The sequence below is a fragment of the Psychroserpens sp. NJDZ02 genome (assembly GCF_004843725.1).
GTDB lineage: Bacteria > Bacteroidota > Bacteroidia > Flavobacteriales > Flavobacteriaceae > Olleya.
On sequence record NZ_CP039451.1, the window covers coordinates 2,179,881 to 2,200,080 of the forward strand.

Here is a 20,200-nt window from a genome sequence, read left to right on the forward strand (position 1 = left end):
ATTAACTCAAAAAAAACATTTTTTTTATAATGTTTGTAATTAATTTGAGTTTATAATTGTGAAATAATTAAACAAAACCCAAAATGAAAATTAAAGTTCTTATTATATTGGCTATGCTGACGGTAGGTTTTACTGCTAGTGCCCAACGTGGGGTTAGGATTGGTTATATAGATACTGAGTATATTCTAGAAAATATTCCTGAATACACGGAAGCTACTAGTCAATTAGAAGGCAAAGTTCAAAAATGGAAATCCGAAATAGAAGGTCAGCTTAATGATTTAAAGGTAAAGCGTGAGTCGTTAAATCTTGAAAAGGCTTTATTGACCAAAGAGTTAATTGAGGAGCGTGAAGAAGATCTTGTTTTTGAAGAAAAAGAGATATTAGATTATCAACAGAAGCGTTTTGGTCCTAATGGTGATTTAATGATTCAAAAAAGACAACTCATGCAACCTGTCCAAGATCAGATTTTTCAGGCTGTTCAGGATATTGCAACAGCAAAGAAATATGATTTCGTCTTTGATAAGTCTGCAGATGTTGTGATGCTGTATTCAGCGGAACGTTTTGATATGAGTGAACTAATTATAAGAACAATATCAAGAGCGTCAAAACGTACGCAAGCAAATAATAGATCGGAACGAAAAAATGCCAAGGAAGAGGATGTGGTTGTTGAAATTAACGAAAGTAAGGAAGCACGTCAAAAGGCTATAGACGATAAATTAGCAGAGAGAGCAAAGGCTGCTGAATTAAGAAAAAAGACGGTATTGGATGAGAGAGAGGCTAAGAAAAAAGCAGCAGCAGAAGAAAGAGCTAAAGTCATAGAAGAACGAGCTAAAGCGAGGGAGGATAAATTAGAGGAAAGAAATGCTGGTAAGGAAGAAGACAATAAGTCTGTTGGACAACCAGGTGATGTAAATGAGGAAGAGTAACCAAAAAGAAGAGGGTAACTTCTACAAGAGAAGATAAAAAAAAGGATAGCAGATAGCGAAGCGGGTAAAGTAGCGCTAGTTGCTAAAAAAAAATATAGAGGAAAAGACGAAGACAACTAAGACAATTACAAATAATTTATAACACACAAATACTATTAAAAAAATGAAACAAATCAAAACACTTTTATTTGCTACAGCCTTATTTATTGGAGCGACAAGTTTTACAAATGCTCAAACAAAATTAGCACATGTTGATACACAAAAACTAGTTGCATCAATGCCGGCAATGAAAGCTGCTAAAGCAGAAATGGAAAAGATGGGTAAGACTTTTGAAGCTGATATTAAAGAAATGATGACTGAATATCAATCTAAAGCAAAGGTATACGAAGCTGAAGCTGCGACTAAAACAAACGAGCAGAATCAATCTCGTGGAGAAGAATTACAAGGAATGCAACAAAGTATCCGTCAATATCAAACAGATGCGCAAACTCAATTACAAAAAAAGGAGTTTGACTTATTAAAGCCGATAACTGATAAAGCTAAAGCTGCAATCTTGAAAGTAGGTGCAGCACAAGGGTTTAATTACGTTTTAGATTCTTCTGAAGGATCTGGTGTAATTATGGCAGCTGGAAAAGACTTAATGACTGATGTACAAAAAGAATTAGGATTTTAATTAAAATTCCTTTCAAATTAAAATTAAGCTGTCTAACTTTAGACAGCTTTTTTTATGCTTAATTTTATGAATAAACAACCCATAGGTATTTTTGATTCGGGAGTAGGTGGTACGTCCATATGGAGGGCAATTCATGCTTTGATGCCTAAAGAAAATACTGTTTATCTTGCAGATAGTGCTAACGCACCTTATGGTCCAAAAGGGAAAGAGGCTATTTTAGCCCTTTCTATTAAAAATACGGAGTATTTACTTAATCACAACTGTAAGCTTATTGTTGTGGCTTGTAATACTGCTACAACGAATGCTATTGACTATCTGAGACAACATTATGATGTGCCAATTATAGGTATAGAGCCAGCCATTAAGCCAGCTGCTTTAAAAACACAAACAAAGGTCATAGGTGTTTTGGCTACAAGAGGAACTTTAAGTAGTGAATTGTTTTGTAATGCGACGCAATTATATAGTAATGGTATAAAGATTATAGAGCAAGAAGGAGAGGGGATAGTACAATTAATAGAAAGTGGTCGCATTAACTCTACTAAAATGACCGCTGTTCTTAGAGGTTATTTAGAACCAATGCTAGAAGCTAATATTGATTATTTGGTGTTGGGTTGTACGCATTATCCTTATTTGATGACTCAATTGAAAAAAATATTGCCTAAACATGTTAAGATAATTGATTCTGGAGAGGCGGTAGCAAAACAGACGAAAGCTGTTTTGGAAAAGCATGCATTATTAAATACAGCTGAAGCTAATCCAATTTTACAGTTTTATTCTAATAGTAACCCATTAGTGATGTCAAGTTTGTTGGAAGATAAGTTTAAAGTTGACTATTTAAAATTTTAATCAAGAAGAGCAACTAAGTTTTTCGAATAAAAAAAAGGACGATTGCAATTATATAAAAATCAGTAGGTTAATAAAAGCGTTGAGCTTAACAACTCTGTAGTTAAGATAGAGTGTATTCTAATTAATGTAACAACCTTGATGATATTATAAATTTTTTGATTTAAGACAACAAAAAAACCACGACATTTATAAATGCGTGGTTTTTTTATATAAAATAAAAAGTTATTATATATTCTCTGCGTCTCTAAGACCTTGAATATAACTAGCTTTCTGAATCTGACGTCTGTTCTTTACAGATGGTTTTGTAAAGTATTGCTTGTCTCTTAAGTTTTGCATAACTTTTACATTTCTGTGCTTACGTTTGTAACGTTTAAGTGCACGTTCTATGTTTTCACCTTCTTTAATTTCAATTCTTAACATATCTAAATTTTAAATCTGGTGCAAATATCAATTAAATTAAAATATAATTCAAATTAATAATGCACTTTTTTTTGTTATTTAATATACAAAGCAATATTTAGGTTTATCCTAAATATGTTTTTAGTATTTTACTCTTTGAAGTTTGACGTAAACGTCTGATTCCTTTTTCTCTAATTTGTCTTACACGTTCACGTGTTAAGTCAAATGTACGACCAATTTCGTCTAAAGTCATAGCTGGTTGATTACTTAATCCAAAATTAAGTCTAATCACGTCACTTTCTCTAGGTGTCAACGTTTCTAGTGCTCTGTCAATCTCTGTGTTTAAAGACTCACGCATTAAGTTATTATCCGGATTTGGAGACTCATTAGAGCTTACTAAATCATAAAGGCTATAATCTTCACCTTCCTTTAAAGGCGCATCCATAGAAACGTGTCTACTAGAAATTTTCATAGACTGCTTAACATCACTAATTGTTAAGTCAAGCTCTTTTGCTATTTCTGATGCACTTGGAGGTCTTTGGTTGACTTGCTCAAGATGAGACGTTACTTTTCGGATTTTATTAATAGATCCAATTTTGTTTAATGGTAATCTAACAATTCTAGATTGTTCTGCTAAAGCAGATAAAATTGCTTGTCTAATCCACCAAACGGCGTAAGATATAAATTTAAACCCTCTGGTTTCATCAAAACGTTTCGCAGCTTTAACTAATCCAGCGTTACCTTCATTTATTAAATCAGGCAAAGTTAAACCTTGATTTTGGTATTGCTTTGCAACAGAGACCACAAAACGTAAGTTAGCAGTAGTCAATAAATCCAAAGATTTCTGACAACCTTCCCTTATTTTTTGGGCTAGTTCTACTTCCTCCTCAGCAGTAATCATGGGAAGTTTGCTTATATCTTGTAAGTATTTATCTAGTGATTTTGATTCACGGTTGGTAACTTGCTTGGTAATTTTTAATTGCCTCATTCAGTCCAAATTGTTTTAAAGTTATACATACAATCTAATGTTTTTTTTGACATTTCCTAATTATTAACACTTTATTTTTAAAAAAGAGTTCAAACGATTAAAATTCATTAAAAAAAATCGTAACAACAATTAAATTTTGTTAAAGTTTTAAATTATTCGTTTGTCTTCTTTTTTCCAAACAGACCATTAAGAGCATCCTTGACTTTGTCTTTAGGAGTATTGTCTTCTGTTTTGGTAGTGTCTTTTGGAGTGTTAGTATTGTTGATTATGCCTCCTAGCAGGTCTTTTACACCATTATCGCTTTGTGTACTTGTACTGTCTTTAGTAGTGTTGCCCCCTAGAATATTACCTACGACATCAGTTAATTTGTCTTTCCCTTTATTTAAAAGTTTTTGTTTTTCAATTTCGACTAATTGAGTTGTTAAATTTTTTACACCGCTAGTTAAGTCTGTTGTTACATCTGGTTTTAAAGTGTTTCCAGAGATAGTAGCAGTAACAGGAATAGTAATTGTATTGACCGCAGGGTCATTAATTTTATTAATTAAAGTATTTATATCACTACCTAAGTATTTAGCTGGTACGTCTAAAACAACTTGGTAATTCATGGTGTTGCTAAAGGTGTGTGATCCGCCTACTGTCATTTTTATATCTTTATATTTAATGTCAAAAGGCTTAACGGTGACTTGTCCATTATCAAAAGATAGCTTAGTACTCAAATCTTTTAAGTCTAGTTTGCTAAAATCTAAAAAGTTAAGTTTACTTTCTAACATAGAAAATAATTGTTCATTTTTAGGTTCAATTTTTGTGGTCATTAATTCCGCGAAAGCGTCTCCTGAAATACTATTTAATAGCGGTGTGAAATCTTCTCCTAAACTTCCTGATAGATTAATAGTGCTATTAAATTTACCTTGTAAAACTTTAGTAAGTGGAGCTAACGCTTGTAATAAATTTAAATCTGTAAATGACTTGGCAATATCAAAATTTTGGGCGCCAACATTCATGTTAAAAGATGGTCTAGCTGTTTTTGTGTCTACTAGTCCTTCTAATGTTAGATTACCACTAAATATACTGGATGTTACGTTGTTTAGTTGCGCTTTTTCATCCGCTATTTTAAGTTGTCCTTTAACGTCTTTTAAAACTAGATTATCGTAATATACTGTTTTGGCATCAGCAACAATAGTACAGTCTAGAAAAGCAGGTATTTTTAAAGCGGTGGCTGGTTCTGCGCTTTGATTGATTGGGGCGTCACTCCCACCTTCAGCCATAAAATCACTTATCTTAAAGACATTAGATTTTAGATTAAAGTTTCCGGTAAGTTTTTGGTCGCTTAATAAAAAACCAAGTAAGTTGTTGATCGTTCCAGTGGCATTTAAATCGGTGTCTCCTGTTTTTGCAATAAAATTGTCTAGCGTGATAGTACCAGGATTAAAGTTGACGGAAGCTTTAGTGATATTTAACGGATTAACAATATCTGCTGAAGAAAACACAAAATCGGACAAGGATATACTTCCGTTATTTTTTATACGGTCATAAGCATTGGTCTCAATTGCGTTCATGTCAAAACTAGTATTGATTTTTGCTTTTAAGATTCCTTTTAGTTCGTTTTCTAACGCTATAGGATATGCTTTTGTAAGATTTCCTAAGTTTAAAACACCATCAATATTAGCATTAACTAACATGTTTTTTGTTAAATTTTTAATGGTAGCTGAACTTTTAAATTCGTCTTGGTCAATTTTAAAGTTTAGTGTATTAATATTTACATAAGTGTCATCTATATTACCGGTGTCGTTTTTTATTTGTGTATTAATGCTTATGTTTTCAACACGTTTAGGTAACTCTGCAAACTTAAAAGAGGCATTATTGGATAAAATATTTATATCTAAAGTTGGAATTGTAGTTTCTGTAACTTCTCCCTTAATAACACCGTTAATCTTGAAGCTACCCGTGGTATCAACATTGTCTAAATTTTTAGCGTATGCTTTAGGGATTACAGCTAGAAAATCTTTAAAGGTAGAGCCAGGGTTTTCAAAGCTGATATCAATATTCTGACCAGCTTCAGTTAGTTGTATAAATCCTTTGAACTCTATGGGTAAGTCATTAATTAACGCTTTATTGTCCTTAAAAGTATACTTACTATTGGTTAAGTCTAAGTCTATTAACGCATCTAATTTTAAGCTGTTATTACTCAAATATTCTGTGCTATCAAGGCTAAAGGAAATATTAGCTTCGGTTTCTGTATCCAATTCCGAAACATCACCAGAGAATCTACCGTTTCCAGAATGATTTAAATTGGCGATGTTAAATATGGTATTTGTACTTTGGTCTAAATAGTTAAAAGCACTGTTTTTGATACTATAGTTTTCGATGTCAAAAGCAAAACCTTTACTTTTAGTTGTTTCTGGAGCGGCGTTAGTGTCATTGGTTTTAGCGATGTCCCAATTTACTTGTCCTTCTGCATTCGTTTTTAGATTGATTTTAGCTTCATCAATAGCTATAGTATTAACGATAATTGGATCTTCTGATGCATTTTTAAACAATTCTTTTATAGACATATCAAGCGACAGTAGCTTGACTTTTGCAAGCGTATCATTTGCGAAGGGCGCTAAATTTGTTATCGCTAAGTTGTCTAATGTGACATTGGCTTGAGGAAAACTGCTTATAAAACTTAAATTGACATCGTCAAAAGTGACTTTTGCGTTAACATTGTCATTGATGTAATTACGCACCATGTCCTTTATTTGACTTTGGAATATAAATGGGCTTGCAATTAATAAGGTTACAATTATTAGTAAAAATACACCTATGATTTTAAGTTTTTTCTTCATAAAATATTGATTTTTTGGTACACTCTATTTACGAATTTTTTATATAAATAGTTGTTTATACAAAAGTATTTAATAAAAGTTTAGCATTTGTTAAAGTAGTTGTAATTCTTCGTTAGGCTTAAGTTTAAAGCGTTTCTTGAAAATATAAACACCTAAGTACAAAAAGGGTGTGTCTATTATAGCAATTAGGACTTTAAAGATAAAACCACTTATTAGTAAGCCTGTAAATCTATGCCATGGTATTTCTCCAAAAGAACAAAGTAGAATCAAGACGGAGAAGGTATCTACAAATTGTGATAAAAAGGTTGAAAAATTATTGCGTAACCATAAATGTTTACCTTTAGTGATGCGTTTCCAAAAATGATATATCTGAATATCTACTAATTGAGCAAGAAGATAAGCCATCATGCTAGCAAATACCGCGATGATGGTGTTTCCAAACACATTGGTAAACAAGCTGTCGTTAACAGGAGACCAATTTGTTGCAGGTATAGAATTGGCTGTAAACACGATGAGGAGTGAAAATAGTGAAGCGAATATGCCTCCAATTACAATTTGATTTGCGCGTTTTTTACCATAAATTTCACTGATTAGATCTGTAATTAGAAAAGTGATTGGATAAGGGAGGATACCTACAGAAATCTCGAATAATTTAGAGCCAAAAATATTAATATCAAATGGATACCAATAAAAAAACTTTTGAAATATTAGATTGGAAACAACTAAAGAGGTTATAAAAAGCGCTCCTAGAAGGAAATAGATTTTTTGAGCAAGTAATTTGTCTTTTAAGGTCATAAAAACTTATTAACAGATTTGATAAAGATAAGAACTAAGTGAATTTCTTTTAGTTATTTTGCTAAAGAAATTATGACTGACCAAAAAACAGTATACATAGCATTAGGAAGTAATAAAGGCGATAAGTTTAAGAACTTACAAAACGCTGTAGACGCTGTGTTTACAGAGGTGGGTAATGTGGTTGGTATTGCTAAAGTTTTTCAAAGTAAGGCTTTTGGTTTTGAAGGGGAAGATTTTTTTAACACTTGTATCGCTGTAAGTACGGTGTTTAAGCCTAAGAAAGTTTTGAGTCTTTTACAGCAAATTGAAAAAAAGTTAGGACGTACGCCAAAGCAATCAGAAGGATATGAGTCTAGAGTTATAGATTTAGATATTATCTTTTTTGAAGATCAAATTGTTGATGACAAAAATTTAATAATTCCACATCCTGCAGCTCATAAGCGTCGTTTTGTTTTAGAGCCTTTGCAGCTAATAGCAGGAAGTGTAATGCATCCTATATTGCAGCGGTCTGTTCAAGATTTATTGTTGGTGTGTGAGGATAAAAGCGAATTAGAGGAAGTAAAGATTTGGTTAAAAAATCCAAATAAAAAATTTAGTTTTTCTAAGCATAATTATATTGCTATTGAAGGTAATATTGGAGCTGGTAAAACGAGTTTAACAACCCAGATTTCTGAAGATTTTAATGCTAAATTGGTGTTAGAGCGTTTTGCAGATAATCCCTTTTTGCCAAAATTTTATAAAGAGCCGCAACGTTATGCGTTTACTTTGGAGATGTCATTCTTGGCAGATCGTTATCAGCAGATTACGGACGACTTAGGGCAGTTGGATTTGTTTAAGGATTTTATTGTCAGTGATTACGATGTTTTTAAATCCTTGATTTTTTCTAAAATCACGTTGCAACCGGACGAGTTTAAGTTGTACAGGAAGTTGTTTTATCTTATGTATAAAGACATTCCAAAGCCAGATTTATATGTCTATTTGTATCAGAATACAGAGCGTTTACAAGCAAATATTAAAAAACGTGGACGTAAATATGAAAGTGAAATAGAAGACGATTATCTTGATAAAATTAATGCGGGTTATTTAGAGTTCTTGAAAAGCCAAACGGATTTTAATATTAAGATTATTGATATTTCAGATAAAGACTTTGTTAAAAATAGGGCTGACTATTTATGGTTGATGGAACAAATATGTGAGCATGACGCCTAGTATAATACAATCAAAAGCTATTTTAATTGTTGGTCTCAAGGATGTAATGTCTTTTATTACTAATGCGCAAGGGACTGGAGCTTTAGCTAGGCAATTTATGCCCAAGAGACACCAGATTTCAAATAAAGTTGGTTCTGAAAAATTTTCTATTCAGATTTATAATCAATTTGATTATAATAAAACATCTCCAAAAACGGAATATATAAAGTGGGTTGGTGTGGAAGTTTCTAGTTTTTTAAATGTGCCAGAAGGTTTGAAGATATTAAAAATAGAGTCTGGTAAATATGCTGTGTTTAATTATAAGGGGAAGTCAGAGGGGTTTTTAAGTGCTTGGCAGTTTATACATGAAAATTGGTTGCCTAGCTCAGTATTTACGTTGGATGATAGGCCTCATTTTGAAAAGCTCCCTGAGGATTATCATCCTACAAATTTAGAAGTTGAAGAGGAGATTTGGGTGCCTATTGTTTAGTGTCTAAAATAAAAAAAAAACCATCATAAATCAAGTGTTTATGATGGTTTTTTGTTAAATAGAAAGTGTTATTATATTACAAGTTTATTGTAATGCTAAAGTGATTTCTATAATTCGTTAACGATGTCTTTTTTGTACTTTTTAAGTAAGGCTCTAGTCATTCCTAAGTTTGCTTTGCTTGAATCAACAGCTAAATAGATAAAATATTCACCATTCTCAGCAACATCAATAATGTGGATTTGATCTGTAAGTGTAATTAAGATATCCTGGATTTTTGAATCTAAACCTAATGCTTTAATAGCGCCTTGTTTAGCTTTAACAACTTCTAAGTTGTATGCAGAAGCCATTTCTGGATCAAAATCTGCTTTATCAGAGTGAGATACGTAGCAGATACCTGTAGCTACTTCTGTTACTGTTACTGCAATGTATCCTGGTACATTAGCTTTGATTTCTGTGGTAAATTGTTCTAAAAAATTTGACATAGTTTTATTTATTAATTTGAGTTATTTATTTTCTATAGAATTCATATACTTAAGAAGTAATCCGAATTTAGATAAATTGTCAGTGGTTACAAGTATGATAGAGTTTTCGTCTAGTCTATTTGCTATAAAAAGGTTTTCTTTCGATTTAGCTATTAATTGATCTAGATTGGTATCGGTCATGTCTTTAAGCAGGGCATCGCACATGGAGAAAGCAGACTCGGTCATTAATGCAAAGTTTTTTACATACTCTGTTTCAGTAGAGTTAATAATGGTGCCGTAGTTATCTACAATAATTACGATGTTGGCTCCTGTTTCAGCTTTAATTTGTTCTATATCAATCATTAGTTCGAAGTGTTCTGGGTGGCAAATGTACTGTCTTTTTTGAAAACAGTTATATTTTTTGTGAGTAAATTGTAGGTTTTTAATATGAACCGATAAATATCATATTTATCGGTTTAAAGGTGTTCGTATGAATTAAGACATTGTTTTTTTATATTTTAAATAATACTTAACGTGGTTAGTGGTGAAAATTTGCTTTTTGTCGAGTATAGTATTTTTTTAACTAATTTAATGATTACCGTTGTTTTTAAAAAGCATTATTTTGCTTCAAAGAATGATAAAATATGCGATTTAAAGAGATGACAGAGACGGTTTTAATTAAAGTTTTGAAACAGAAGAAGATAAAGTTTAATTCGTTTAGAGTTAACCCTGAGCAATATTTGGACGAAGAGAATGAGGCTATAGACGAAGAGAATGAGGCTATAGGAGATAACTTAATTGAAGAAGTGCTTCACATGTTAAAAGATGTTGATGGCGAACCGAGTATTCCAGCGACGGAAGAGCTTTTTGTTGAAAAAGAATCTGTTGTGCTAGAAGATGATGTGGAAATAGAGGAAGTAGAAAAAGAAGAAACGGCTTCAGCTGAAGAGGGTGAGGTTTTTGCAGAAGAATTAGATGTACAAGCGTCAAGTTCTCATTCTACGGATACAGCAGGTACTTATCAGAAGCGTATGAAAAGTGGTTTTTTTGGAAAACGAAGACGTTAAGAAAAAGAGGTGTCGTATTAACGATGTAAACCTGAGAAGGTGACTCAATTTTAGTATGGTTATACTTTTTTTATAAAAACTAATTTGTGTACTTATTCTGTTAAGGATAGCTTCGAAAAAACATCCCATACGACAACACCACAACTAACACTTATGTTTAGAGAATGTTTTGTTCCAAATTGAGGGATTTCAATAACAACATCACTTGCGTCTACCACGTCTTGAGTAACACCTTTTACTTCATTACCAAAAACTAAAGCATATTTTTTATTGTCTTCAACTTTAAAGTCGTTAAGCATTGTGGCATGTTCTGCTTGTTCAATGGCGCAAATGCTTATGTTTTCAGTTTGTAATTTTTTTATTAAATCCATTGTATTCTCAACATGCTCCCAAGCAACAGTATCTGTACTTCCTAAAGCTGTTTTGTGGATGTCTTTGTGTGGAGGTGTAGCAGTGATGCCGCACAAATAAATTTTTTCAACTAAAAAGGCATCGCTAGTTCTAAAAACGCTACCAATATTATTTAAACTTCTAATGTTATCTAAAATAATAATTAAGGGTGTTTTTTTAGCCGATTTAAAGTCGTTAACACTTAATCTGTCTAGTTCGCTGTTCTTTAGTTTTCTCATTACAATGATTGTGAATAATTTTCAATAACTAAAATTGAATTGACTTCTATAAAAATCAATATTTAGTTACATTGCAAACTTACTAAAAACGTATATCCTTTGGCAACAAAAAGCAAAAAAGTCACGCCCTTAATGAAGCAGTATAATGCGATCAAGGCTAAATATCCTGATGCGCTATTATTATTTAGAGTGGGAGACTTTTACGAAACCTTCGGCTCGGATGCAATAAAAGCAGCTGGAATATTAGGTATTACTCTTACAAAAAGAGGAGCAGGAAGTGAAAGTGAAATTGAATTAGCTGGTTTTCCGCACCACTCGATAAATACTTATTTACCTAAATTGGTAAAAGCAGGAGAGCGTGTTGCTATTTGTGACCAATTGGAAGATCCAAAGCAAACTAAAAATATTGTAAAACGTGGGGTCACAGAATTGGTGACACCAGGAGTTGCTTTAAATGACGAAGTGCTTCAGTCTAAGACTAATAATTTTTTGTGCTCTGTGTATTTTGGAAAAGTTAATATCGGAATTTCATTTTTAGACATTTCAACTGGAGAGTTTTTGACTTCACAGGGTAATCAAGAATATATCGATAAATTACTTCAAAATTTTAGTCCAAGTGAGGTTTTGGTTGCTAAACCTAAACGTAATAAGTTTACTGAGTGTTTTGGTAAAGATTTTCACACGTTTAATTTAGAAGATTGGGTATATCAGCCTGATTATGCTAACGAAACGTTATTAAAACATTTTGATACTAAATCTTTAAAAGGATTTGGAATCGAAAATTTAAATGAAGGTATTATCGCATCGGGTTCGATACTGCATTATTTAGCAGAAACACAACATAATAAATTAGAGCATATTTCGTCTATTTCGCGTATTGCAGAAGATGATTATGTGTGGATGGACCGTTTTACTATCCGAAACTTAGAGCTTTATAATTCGACTAACAACAATGCGGTCACTTTATTAAATATCATTGATAAAACCATCTCTCCTATGGGAGGGCGTTTGTTAAAACGATGGTTGGCTTTGCCATTAAAACAGATAGATCAGATTAAGCAACGTCACGAAGTCGTATCTTATTTAAAAACAGATACTATTGTTTTGGGTAAAATTCAACATAATATAAAGTTGATTGGTGACTTAGAGCGCTTAATTTCTAAAATAGCAACTCAGAAGGTGAGTCCACGTGAGGTCATTCACCTTAAAAACTCTTTAGAAGCTATAATTCCTATAAAAGAGTTTGCTTCTAATTGTGATAACGAGTCCTTGCAGGTTATTGGAGATAATTTGCAAAGTTGTAATGTGCTTCGTGAAAAAATAAAAGAAACATTAAATGAAGAAGCACCAGTAAATATTTTAAAAGGAAGTTCTATTGCTGCTGGTTTTTCTGCCGAATTAGATGAGCTTAGAGCATTATCGACGTCAGGTAAGGATTATTTAGATCAAATGCTAAAGCGTGAAAGTGAGCGTACGGGAATCACGTCTCTTAAAATTGCATCTAACAATGTGTTTGGTTATTATATAGAAGTCAGAAATACGCATAAGGACAAGGTGCCTGAAGAATGGATACGAAAACAAACTTTAGTAAACGCAGAACGTTATATCACTGAAGAGTTAAAAGAATACGAAGCTAAAATTTTAGGTGCAGAAGAGCGCATTATGGCAATCGAGCAAAAGTTGTTTGCAGATTTGGTACAATGGATGAATCAGTATATTAAGCCAGTGCAACAAAATGCGTATTTAATTGCTAAAATTGATTGCTTGTGCGGTTTTGCACAGTTAGCGTCAGATAATAATTATGTGTATCCAAATTTAGACGAGTCGCATGATTTGGATATTGTTGAGGGGCGTCATCCTGTTATTGAAAAACAATTACCAATAGGAGAGCCTTATATCGCTAATAATGTATTTTTAGATAGGGAAGCGCAACAGGTTATTATGATTACAGGACCAAACATGTCTGGTAAGTCCGCTATTTTGCGTCAAACCGCTTTAATAGTACTGTTGGCTCAAATAGGAAGCTTTGTGCCCGCAAAAGAGGCTAGAATAGGTGTTGTAGATAAAATTTTTACACGTGTAGGGGCTAGTGATAATATATCGATGGGAGAATCTACATTTATGGTGGAGATGAATGAAACTGCATCGATTTTAAATAACATCTCTGATAGGAGTTTAGTTTTATTAGATGAAATAGGAAGAGGGACTAGTACTTATGATGGGATTTCTATTGCTTGGGCTATTAGTGAGTATTTACATGAGCACCCTGCGAAGCCTAAAACGTTATTTGCAACGCATTACCATGAGTTAAATGAAATGACAGAAACTTTTGAGCGTATTAAAAATTTCAATGTCTCCGTAAAAGAGTTAAAAGACAATGTGTTATTTCTGCGTAAGCTTGTAGAAGGTGGTAGCGAGCATAGTTTTGGTATACATGTAGCAAAAATGGCAGGAATGCCACAACAAGTATTAAGACGCGCAAATCAGATCTTAAAAAAGCTAGAGAAGAGTCATTCTAGTGAAGAATTGACAGATAAAGTTAAATCTATGCAAGATGAGATGCAATTAAGCTTCTTTAATTTAGACGATCCATTACTTGAAAACATCAAAGAAGAGATCATAGATATCGATATTGACACATTAACACCAGTGGAAGCTTTAATGAAGCTAAATGAGATCAAACGTATGTTGGTGAAAAAGAAGCAAGTATAAATTATTTTAAAATTTTTTCAAAAAAAGCTTTGTACTTTGAATAAAAGTCCTAAATTTGCAACCGCAATACGATATTGCACGTTCATATAAAGACTGCGAAAGTAGCTCAGGGGTAGAGCATCACCTTGCCAAGGTGGGGGTCGCGGGTTCAAATCCCGTCTTTCGCTCTGAGACTTTCTTAAAAATATACCAAGCTCGGGTGGTGGAATTGGTAGACACGTTGGACTTAAAATCCAATGTCCATTAGGACGTACGGGTTCAAGTCCCGTCCCGAGTACTAAACCTCTTGTTAATCAAACGATTTTCAAGAGGTTTTTTGCTTTATAAAAGTAGCCTCTCAATTATTTAGGGTGTGCGCTTTTAGATGAATTAAGTTTTGAATACAAAAAAAACCTTATCAGATTTTGATAAGGTTTTTTTGTTTCGAAAAGAGTGTTTTTGTAAATAAGGTTTTTAATCCATTTCTCTTTTTACTCTTTGCTTTGTTTCTTCAACAGCAGCTCCTGTTTTTGAGGCAGCTTCTTTTGTTGCGTTTGCAGCATCAGTACCCATTTTTTTAGCACCATCCACTGCGTCTGTAGCTAATTGCTTAGCGCCCTCAGCTGTCTCTTTTACAGCATCACCAGTAGCATTAGCAGCGTTCTCTAAAGCTTCACCTGTTGCGTTGGTTGCGTCTTTTACAGCATCACCAGTAGCGTTAGCAGCGTCCTCTAGAGCTTCACCTGTTGCGTTAGCAGCATCTTTTGTGGCATCACCAGTAGTGTTGGCTGCATTTTCTAAAGCATCACCTGTCGCTTCAGCAGCGTTTTCTAAAGTGTCTTCAGTTTTGTCAGCATTGTCTTTTTCATCTCTACAAGATGTAAATAATACGGCAGCAACTAGGACTGCACTTAATAATAATTTTTTCATTAGATTCTGTTTTAGTGTTATATTAATTCAAAATTAACAAGTTAATTTCAAAAAACTATAGTAATTATAACAAAATTTTAACATTTTAGATAAAAAACAACTTATAGTACCTAAATTGTTAGTATTAATGTGCTTATGTCTTTTGTTTAAGGTTTTAATTTCTTTTTTTTTATGGAGCATTAAGGATTGTAAGCTTTTAATTGAAAGTGAATTGTAAATAAAAGAACTCAGATATTCTTAATCTGTTTTATTAGTTTTGTGAATTTAGAATACGGTATGTTTTTTAATAAAAATGATGATTTTATGCGTTAGAAAACGTGTGTTATTATGAAATAATTAGTTTTAGATGCTATTTATTAAGTTTATTGTTTTAGTAGTGTACTAAAAAAAACTATATTTGGTAAACCAGATTGGTAAACCAGTTAAGGTTAGGGTTAAAAAAGCACACTATTTTTATCATATGTAGTTGCTCGTTTGTCACAGTGATAAGGCAACTTCTCGCAGTTACAATGGAGGTAGAAGATGTTGGTGATAATAATGCGCCAGAAGAAACAGACTTGGGGTTAGATGTATGGAATTACTTGACAATTATAAATGCAGATGCTTTTTGTTACGCTAAATACTATGATTTAGTTGTGACACATTAAAATAATAATAACCAGGTCTTTTAATAAAATAATAGACTTTTATCTTTTATAAAAACAACACTATTAATACTTATGAAAAAAACAGTATATATTTTAGTTTTATCTCTTTTCCTTATCTCTTGTGGAAAAAAAACAATAACAACACAAGCTAGTGTTACTACGGTATCTAATATAGAAGCATTAAATAGCGCTATTAAAGATGCTAAGCCTGGTGATAATATTGTGTTGGCTAATGGAACTTATAAGGATTTTGAAATAAAATTTAGAGGAAAAGGAACTGAAGACAATCCAATAACCTTAAAGGCGGAAACGGCAGGTAAAGTGTCCATTGAAGGACAGTCGTATTTGAAATTTGGAGGGGAATACTTAGTGGTTGAAGGGTTGCATTTTAAAAATGGATTTTCACCATCTAGTGCTGTAATAGATTTTAAAATTAGTCATAAGGATGCGCCGGATGAAATCGCTGACCATTGTAAGGTGACTAATTGTGTTATTGAAGATTTTAATAAGCCTAAAAGGGATAATAGTGATTTATGGGTGCAATTTTGGGGAAGACATAATGAGTTGAGCAATAGTTATATTGCAGGTAAAACAAACAGAGGCCCAACAGTAAGAGTTAGTATAGAAGGTGTTGAAAGTATTAATAATTATCATCAAATTATTAATAATCATTTTGGACCAAGACCTGTAAAAGGTGGGCCAAGCGGAGAAACTATTCAATTAGGTAATAGTTATACGTCTATGTCTCCAAGCCATACTATGGTTGCTAATAATTTATTTGAAGAATGTAATGGTGAAGTTGAGGTGATTTCTAGTAAAACTAATTTCAACGAGTTTAGAAATAATGTGTTTTATAAAAGTGAGGGGTCTTTAGTGACACGTCATGGTAATTACTGTAAAATCGATGGGAATTATTTTATAGGTGATGGTGTAAACGAGAATTATGGTGGGATTAGAATAATTAACACAGGGCATTGGGTTACAAATAATTTCTTTTACAATTTAAAAGGGAAAAGCTTTAGAAGTCCTTTAGCGGTTATGAATGGAATTCCTAAATCACCATTAAACCGTTACAACCAAGTCACAGATGTGGTTGTTGCTTATAATACTTACGTTAATTGTAGTTCGCCTTGGCAATTTGGTGTGGGTACAAATATCGCGCAAGCGGATGTGTTACCAAAATCAGAAATTAGATCGGCTCGAGCAATTAGAACAACGGTTGCTAATAACGTTGTGTATAATGAAAAAGGGTTGGAAGCTATTGTTGTGGAAAACGATAAAGCAGACGGTGTAACATTTGTAAATAATGTAGTCGATAATAAAGGCGTGTCGTTTAATGATTTTGATGGTGGTATTATAGCGGCCTCTTTAGAGTTGAAAAAGTTAACGGATAATCTGTTTTTACCAATAGGAGTTCCTGAAGAAATAAAAGCTTATAAAGGTTTCGATTTTAATACGATTGAGAAAGACTTATTTGGAACGTCAAGAATAGATAATACCAGTATTGGTGCAGTAATCGGCACAGAGGTTGGTAGTCCTAATATTTTGGATAAATCTAAATACGGAACAACTTGGTATTCAAATGAAGCAGAAGTGAAAGCTCCAGTAACGCATGTTGTAAACGAAGCAGAGGATTTACAAGCTAAAATAAATGAAGCTAATAGTGGGGATATTATCGCTATAGCGGAAGGTAGTTATGCTTTTAAGAAGGCTTTAATAATTAATAAAGCAATTACAATACAATCTCAAGGAGAAAAGAAGGCTAAGTTAGTATATGTGGGACCGTCTGAGACACCATTGTTTTCATTGCAATCTAAAGGTAAATTAACAATTAATAATATTGTTTTAGAAGGGAATGAAAATAATTATGCCTTTGCAAGTTTAAAAGAAAACATGGCTAACCACTTCGGTCTAACAGTTTCAAATACTGAAATTAGTGATTTTGACTATGTGTTAAAAGTGTATAAAGAATCATTTTCAGAGCGTATTACTTTTGAGAATACGGCAATCACAAACTGTGAAAATGGATTAGAATTATCAGAGGAAACCAACGATAAAGGAGATTATAATACAGAGTATTTAACCATTAATAACTGTCATTTTGATAATGTAAAAGCAAATGTGATTGATTATTATAGAGGGGGGTATGACGAGTCTACTATCGGCGGAAACCTTCTAATCACGAATAGTACTTTTATTAATTGTGGAGCTAAAGAAAAGAACAAAACATTATTGAATCATAACGGGATTGTAAATGTGAATATCACTAAAAACACATTTAAAAACAACAAAGTACAGTTTGTCTCTACATTATGGGGAGCAAAAAATAATGTAGAGTCCGAAAACACTCTAGTTAATTCAGGGCAAATTAACACGGAAGAGAATTTGAAAATGAAATTGATGTATTAATATGAAGTCAATAACACTACTTTTTATAAGTTTATTAGGATGGTTTCAAACTGTTGAAGGGCAAACGATACCTTCTGATAAGGTTTTGTCTAATCAAGATTTAGCATCTTATTTAACAAGCACTGTTCAACAAGATTTAAAAACTAACGGAGCTATTTCTGAAGCGGACTTAGCACGGTTTTTTAGAACAAAATTTACGGAACGTTATTTCTATAATTGGGAAACTAACGAGAAGCGATTTAAGGAATACACAGAGATTTATCCTGAGGCCAAAATAAATCATACAGAACGCGCATTGGATCATTTGGCAAAATTTCCCGCGAAAGCGCAATGGGAATTGCCTTTTAATTATCAAAACGGAGATCCAGTAAATGCTTATGCTTTGCGCCATTTGGCTAGGCAGCATAAAATGATAGATATTGGATACTATTATTTTTACCAGAATAAAGACGAGCAATATCTTGATTATTTTACAGAACAATTAGCGTCTTTAAATACAGCCTTAGTCAATAAACAATATGAACGTATTGAAGATGGTAATGGCGTGTATGAGGCCTTTCGTTCTGGATACCGTATGATTAATTGGTTGCAATTACACAGTTTGTTTTTAGGACAGTCTGGCTACTCTGATGCGGAGCAATTAGTGACCATTGCAACGTTTTTACAACATGCGCAACATTTATATGAGCATAATAAAACGTTTAAATCGGGTAATCATCAAACACGAGGATTGTCGGCTTTAGCAATGCTGTCTATTGTATTGAGAGATTTTAAAGGTGCGGACGAGTGGTATAAGCATTCTATGACGCTTTTAGGAGAGCACTTAGATAAAGAAATTAATGATGATGGGTTTCAGTTTGAGCGCACAATCCATTATCATATGAGTGATATAGGGACTTATTTTTATGTGTACCAATTAGCTAAGAAAAGCAAATTACCAATAAACCCGGTATGGGAAAACAAATTAGAGTCGTTATTTACAACACTTACTAAAATTGCATTTCCCGATAAATCAGCGCCTGTGTTGTCTGACGATACAGATGCACCTTGGGCCGTAAAAAATGATATTTCTGGAGCAATGACTTTAGGGTATTTGCTTTTTGAAGATCCTGAGATGGGATACTTTGCAAAGAATAAATTAAGTACAAAGTTTTATTGGGATGCTAGTGCAGTACAGTTAGAGAAATTAAAAAATATTAATTCTGTAGCACCAAAACACTTGTCTTTGTCTTTTCCAGACACGGGCTATTATATAATGCGAGAAGGTTGGAATGCTAAGGATAATATGATGGTGATTTCGGCTGGATTAGATCCTTTAAAGCCTGATCATCAACATGGTGATATTTTGGGTGTTCAAGCAATGGCTAATGGTCAAGTTGTATTACCAAATTATCAAGTCCGTTATTCATTAAAAGATTTAGAGTTGTTTAAAAACTCCATGACTAAAAATGTAGCTTTAGTCGATAACGAATTGCTTGGTAAACAATATACAAGTAATAAAGGAGGTAGCGGATTTGGTAAGTTTAAACAATTGGCACAACCAAAAGTAATTGCTTTTGATACTAGTGATCATTTAGATGTTTTTGTAGGTAGTCATGATGGTTTTGAAAACATTGGTGTAGACTATAACAGACAAGTTATTACTATTAAAAATGATTTCTGGATTGTTAAGGATAATTTTAAGTCGAAAGACAGTCACGAATACAAACAAGTTTGGCAAGGACATTACACGGAAGAAAATGGTGCCGATTTATTGCGGTCTTCTTTTGATGATGGTTCAGGGTTGGATATTTTTCAGTTGAATACAATAGATAAAGTAGAAACAGACGGCGCAAGAGGTAAAGAGTGGTCTGTGGTGTCAAAATCGAATGCAAAACAATTCAGCTTTATAACAATTGTTTATCCTTTTGAAACTTATGACAAACGTATAGATGAGGATGCTAAAGATAAACAGTTTAGCGGTTGGAAGCTTAATGCTTCAAAGTGGATTGCTGATAATAGTGACGCTGTTTCTTTAACTAAAGAGGGGGTTTCTATGTTCTTTTCAGTTAAAACATTAGAATTTGGTGATACTAAAATTAAGTTTGAAGAAGTTGTGGATGTGTTAGTGAATACTGGGGCTGAAGGGTTGAGGTTACAATTGCTTAGTAAAAAGGAATGTAAAGCTGAAATTACTCAGAAAGGGGTAAAGCAAAAAATTAAGTGTTCAGTAAAAGCTAATTAAAATACAAAGCGA

18 protein-coding genes and 2 tRNA genes are annotated in these 20,200 nt (G+C 32.9%); 12 read left to right on the forward strand and 8 right to left on the reverse strand.

The genetic code is table 11. The features are described 5' to 3' along the window. Nucleotides 1-83: 83 nt before the first annotated feature. From E9099_RS09410 to murI, 3 genes are all read left to right on the forward strand, one after another. Entirely contained in the window at nucleotides 84-926 is an 843-nt protein-coding gene (locus E9099_RS09410; protein ID WP_136583392.1) for an OmpH family outer membrane protein, read from the forward strand. A 163-nt stretch (nucleotides 927-1,089) separates the two neighbouring features. Then, a complete protein-coding gene (locus tag E9099_RS09415) occupies nucleotides 1,090-1,599 on the forward strand; it encodes an OmpH family outer membrane protein (RefSeq protein WP_136583393.1) in 510 nt (169 codons plus the stop codon). Between the two features lie 66 nt (nucleotides 1,600-1,665). Then, a complete protein-coding gene (gene murI, locus E9099_RS09420) occupies nucleotides 1,666-2,445 on the forward strand; it encodes a glutamate racemase (RefSeq protein ID WP_136583394.1) in 780 nt (259 codons plus the stop codon). 225 nt (nucleotides 2,446-2,670) lie between these two features. On the opposite strand, the gene rpsU is transcribed toward murI, so the two are convergent. The 4 genes from rpsU to E9099_RS09440 all read right to left on the reverse strand — a co-directional run bounded on the left by rpsU (nucleotide 2,671) and on the right by E9099_RS09440 (nucleotide 7,452). Next, on the reverse strand, nucleotides 2,671-2,865 hold the full coding sequence (gene rpsU, locus E9099_RS09425) for a 30S ribosomal protein S21 (RefSeq protein ID WP_090841842.1): 195 nt from the start codon (nucleotides 2,863-2,865) through the stop codon (nucleotides 2,671-2,673). Between the two features lie 103 nt (nucleotides 2,866-2,968). Continuing rightward, entirely contained in the window at nucleotides 2,969-3,832 is an 864-nt protein-coding gene (locus tag E9099_RS09430; RefSeq protein ID WP_101015307.1) for an RNA polymerase sigma factor RpoD/SigA, read from the reverse strand. Nucleotides 3,833-3,984: 152 nt separating this feature from the next. After that, nucleotides 3,985-6,657, reverse strand: a complete 2,673-nt coding sequence (locus E9099_RS09435; RefSeq protein WP_136583395.1) for an AsmA-like C-terminal region-containing protein — start codon at nucleotides 6,655-6,657, stop codon at nucleotides 3,985-3,987. Between the two features lie 90 nt (nucleotides 6,658-6,747). Continuing rightward, nucleotides 6,748-7,452 carry a queuosine precursor transporter gene (locus E9099_RS09440; RefSeq protein WP_136583396.1) on the reverse strand — a complete coding sequence of 235 codons (705 nt, stop codon included), beginning with the start codon at nucleotides 7,450-7,452 and terminating at the stop codon, nucleotides 6,748-6,750. Nucleotides 7,453-7,524: 72 nt separating this feature from the next. On the opposite strand from E9099_RS09440, the gene folK reads away from it, so the two are divergent. Then, a complete protein-coding gene (gene folK, locus E9099_RS09445) occupies nucleotides 7,525-8,661 on the forward strand; it encodes a 2-amino-4-hydroxy-6-hydroxymethyldihydropteridine diphosphokinase (protein WP_136583397.1) in 1,137 nt (378 codons plus the stop codon). After that, on the forward strand, nucleotides 8,651-9,130 hold the full coding sequence (locus tag E9099_RS09450; protein ID WP_136583398.1) for a GyrI-like domain-containing protein: 480 nt from the start codon (nucleotides 8,651-8,653) through the stop codon (nucleotides 9,128-9,130). Before folK ends, E9099_RS09450 begins: the two co-directional genes overlap by 11 nt. Before the next feature lie 107 nt (nucleotides 9,131-9,237). Here the strand turns inward: E9099_RS09450 and E9099_RS09455 are convergent, their stop codons facing one another. Both E9099_RS09455 and E9099_RS09460 read right to left on the reverse strand, forming a co-directional pair. Next, nucleotides 9,238-9,612 carry a hypothetical protein gene (locus E9099_RS09455; protein ID WP_136583399.1) on the reverse strand — a complete coding sequence of 125 codons (375 nt, stop codon included), beginning with the start codon at nucleotides 9,610-9,612 and terminating at the stop codon, nucleotides 9,238-9,240. A gap of 21 nt (nucleotides 9,613-9,633) precedes the next feature. Continuing rightward, entirely contained in the window at nucleotides 9,634-9,954 is a 321-nt protein-coding gene (locus tag E9099_RS09460; protein WP_136583400.1) for a hypothetical protein, read from the reverse strand. A gap of 281 nt (nucleotides 9,955-10,235) precedes the next feature. On the opposite strand from E9099_RS09460, the gene E9099_RS09465 reads away from it, so the two are divergent. Continuing rightward, entirely contained in the window at nucleotides 10,236-10,658 is a 423-nt protein-coding gene (locus E9099_RS09465) for a hypothetical protein (RefSeq protein WP_136583401.1), read from the forward strand. Between the two features lie 92 nt (nucleotides 10,659-10,750). On the opposite strand, the gene E9099_RS09470 is transcribed toward E9099_RS09465, so the two are convergent. After that, a complete protein-coding gene (locus E9099_RS09470; protein WP_136583402.1) occupies nucleotides 10,751-11,287 on the reverse strand; it encodes an RNA methyltransferase in 537 nt (178 codons plus the stop codon). Between the two features lie 99 nt (nucleotides 11,288-11,386). On the opposite strand from E9099_RS09470, the gene mutS reads away from it, so the two are divergent. The 3 genes from mutS (at nucleotide 11,387) to E9099_RS09485 (ending at nucleotide 14,276) form a co-directional block, all read left to right on the forward strand. Beyond that, nucleotides 11,387-13,999 carry a DNA mismatch repair protein MutS gene (mutS, locus tag E9099_RS09475; RefSeq protein ID WP_136583403.1) on the forward strand — a complete coding sequence of 871 codons (2,613 nt, stop codon included), beginning with the start codon at nucleotides 11,387-11,389 and terminating at the stop codon, nucleotides 13,997-13,999. A 95-nt stretch (nucleotides 14,000-14,094) separates the two neighbouring features. Beyond that, a tRNA-Gly gene (locus tag E9099_RS09480) sits at nucleotides 14,095-14,166 on the forward strand. A 26-nt stretch (nucleotides 14,167-14,192) separates the two neighbouring features. Continuing rightward, nucleotides 14,193-14,276: transfer RNA gene (locus E9099_RS09485), tRNA-Leu, on the forward strand. A 176-nt stretch (nucleotides 14,277-14,452) separates the two neighbouring features. On the opposite strand, the gene E9099_RS19385 is transcribed toward E9099_RS09485, so the two are convergent. Further along, complete coding sequence (locus E9099_RS19385) at nucleotides 14,453-14,908, reverse strand: hypothetical protein (protein ID WP_205960995.1); 456 nt, start codon at nucleotides 14,906-14,908, stop codon at nucleotides 14,453-14,455. Nucleotides 14,909-15,417: 509 nt separating this feature from the next. Here E9099_RS19385 and E9099_RS19190 point away from each other — a divergent pair. From E9099_RS19190 to E9099_RS09500, 3 genes are all read left to right on the forward strand, one after another. Continuing rightward, complete coding sequence (locus tag E9099_RS19190) at nucleotides 15,418-15,555, forward strand: hypothetical protein (protein ID WP_168800733.1); 138 nt, start codon at nucleotides 15,418-15,420, stop codon at nucleotides 15,553-15,555. Nucleotides 15,556-15,627: 72 nt separating this feature from the next. Continuing rightward, nucleotides 15,628-17,964: a chondroitinase-B domain-containing protein gene (locus E9099_RS09495; RefSeq protein ID WP_136583404.1), complete on the forward strand. Its 2,337-nt coding sequence runs from the start codon at nucleotides 15,628-15,630 to the stop codon at nucleotides 17,962-17,964. 1 nt (nucleotide 17,965) lies between these two features. After that, nucleotides 17,966-20,188 carry a heparinase II/III family protein gene (locus E9099_RS09500; protein WP_136583405.1) on the forward strand — a complete coding sequence of 741 codons (2,223 nt, stop codon included), beginning with the start codon at nucleotides 17,966-17,968 and terminating at the stop codon, nucleotides 20,186-20,188. The last annotated feature ends 12 nt before the right edge of the window (nucleotides 20,189-20,200 follow it).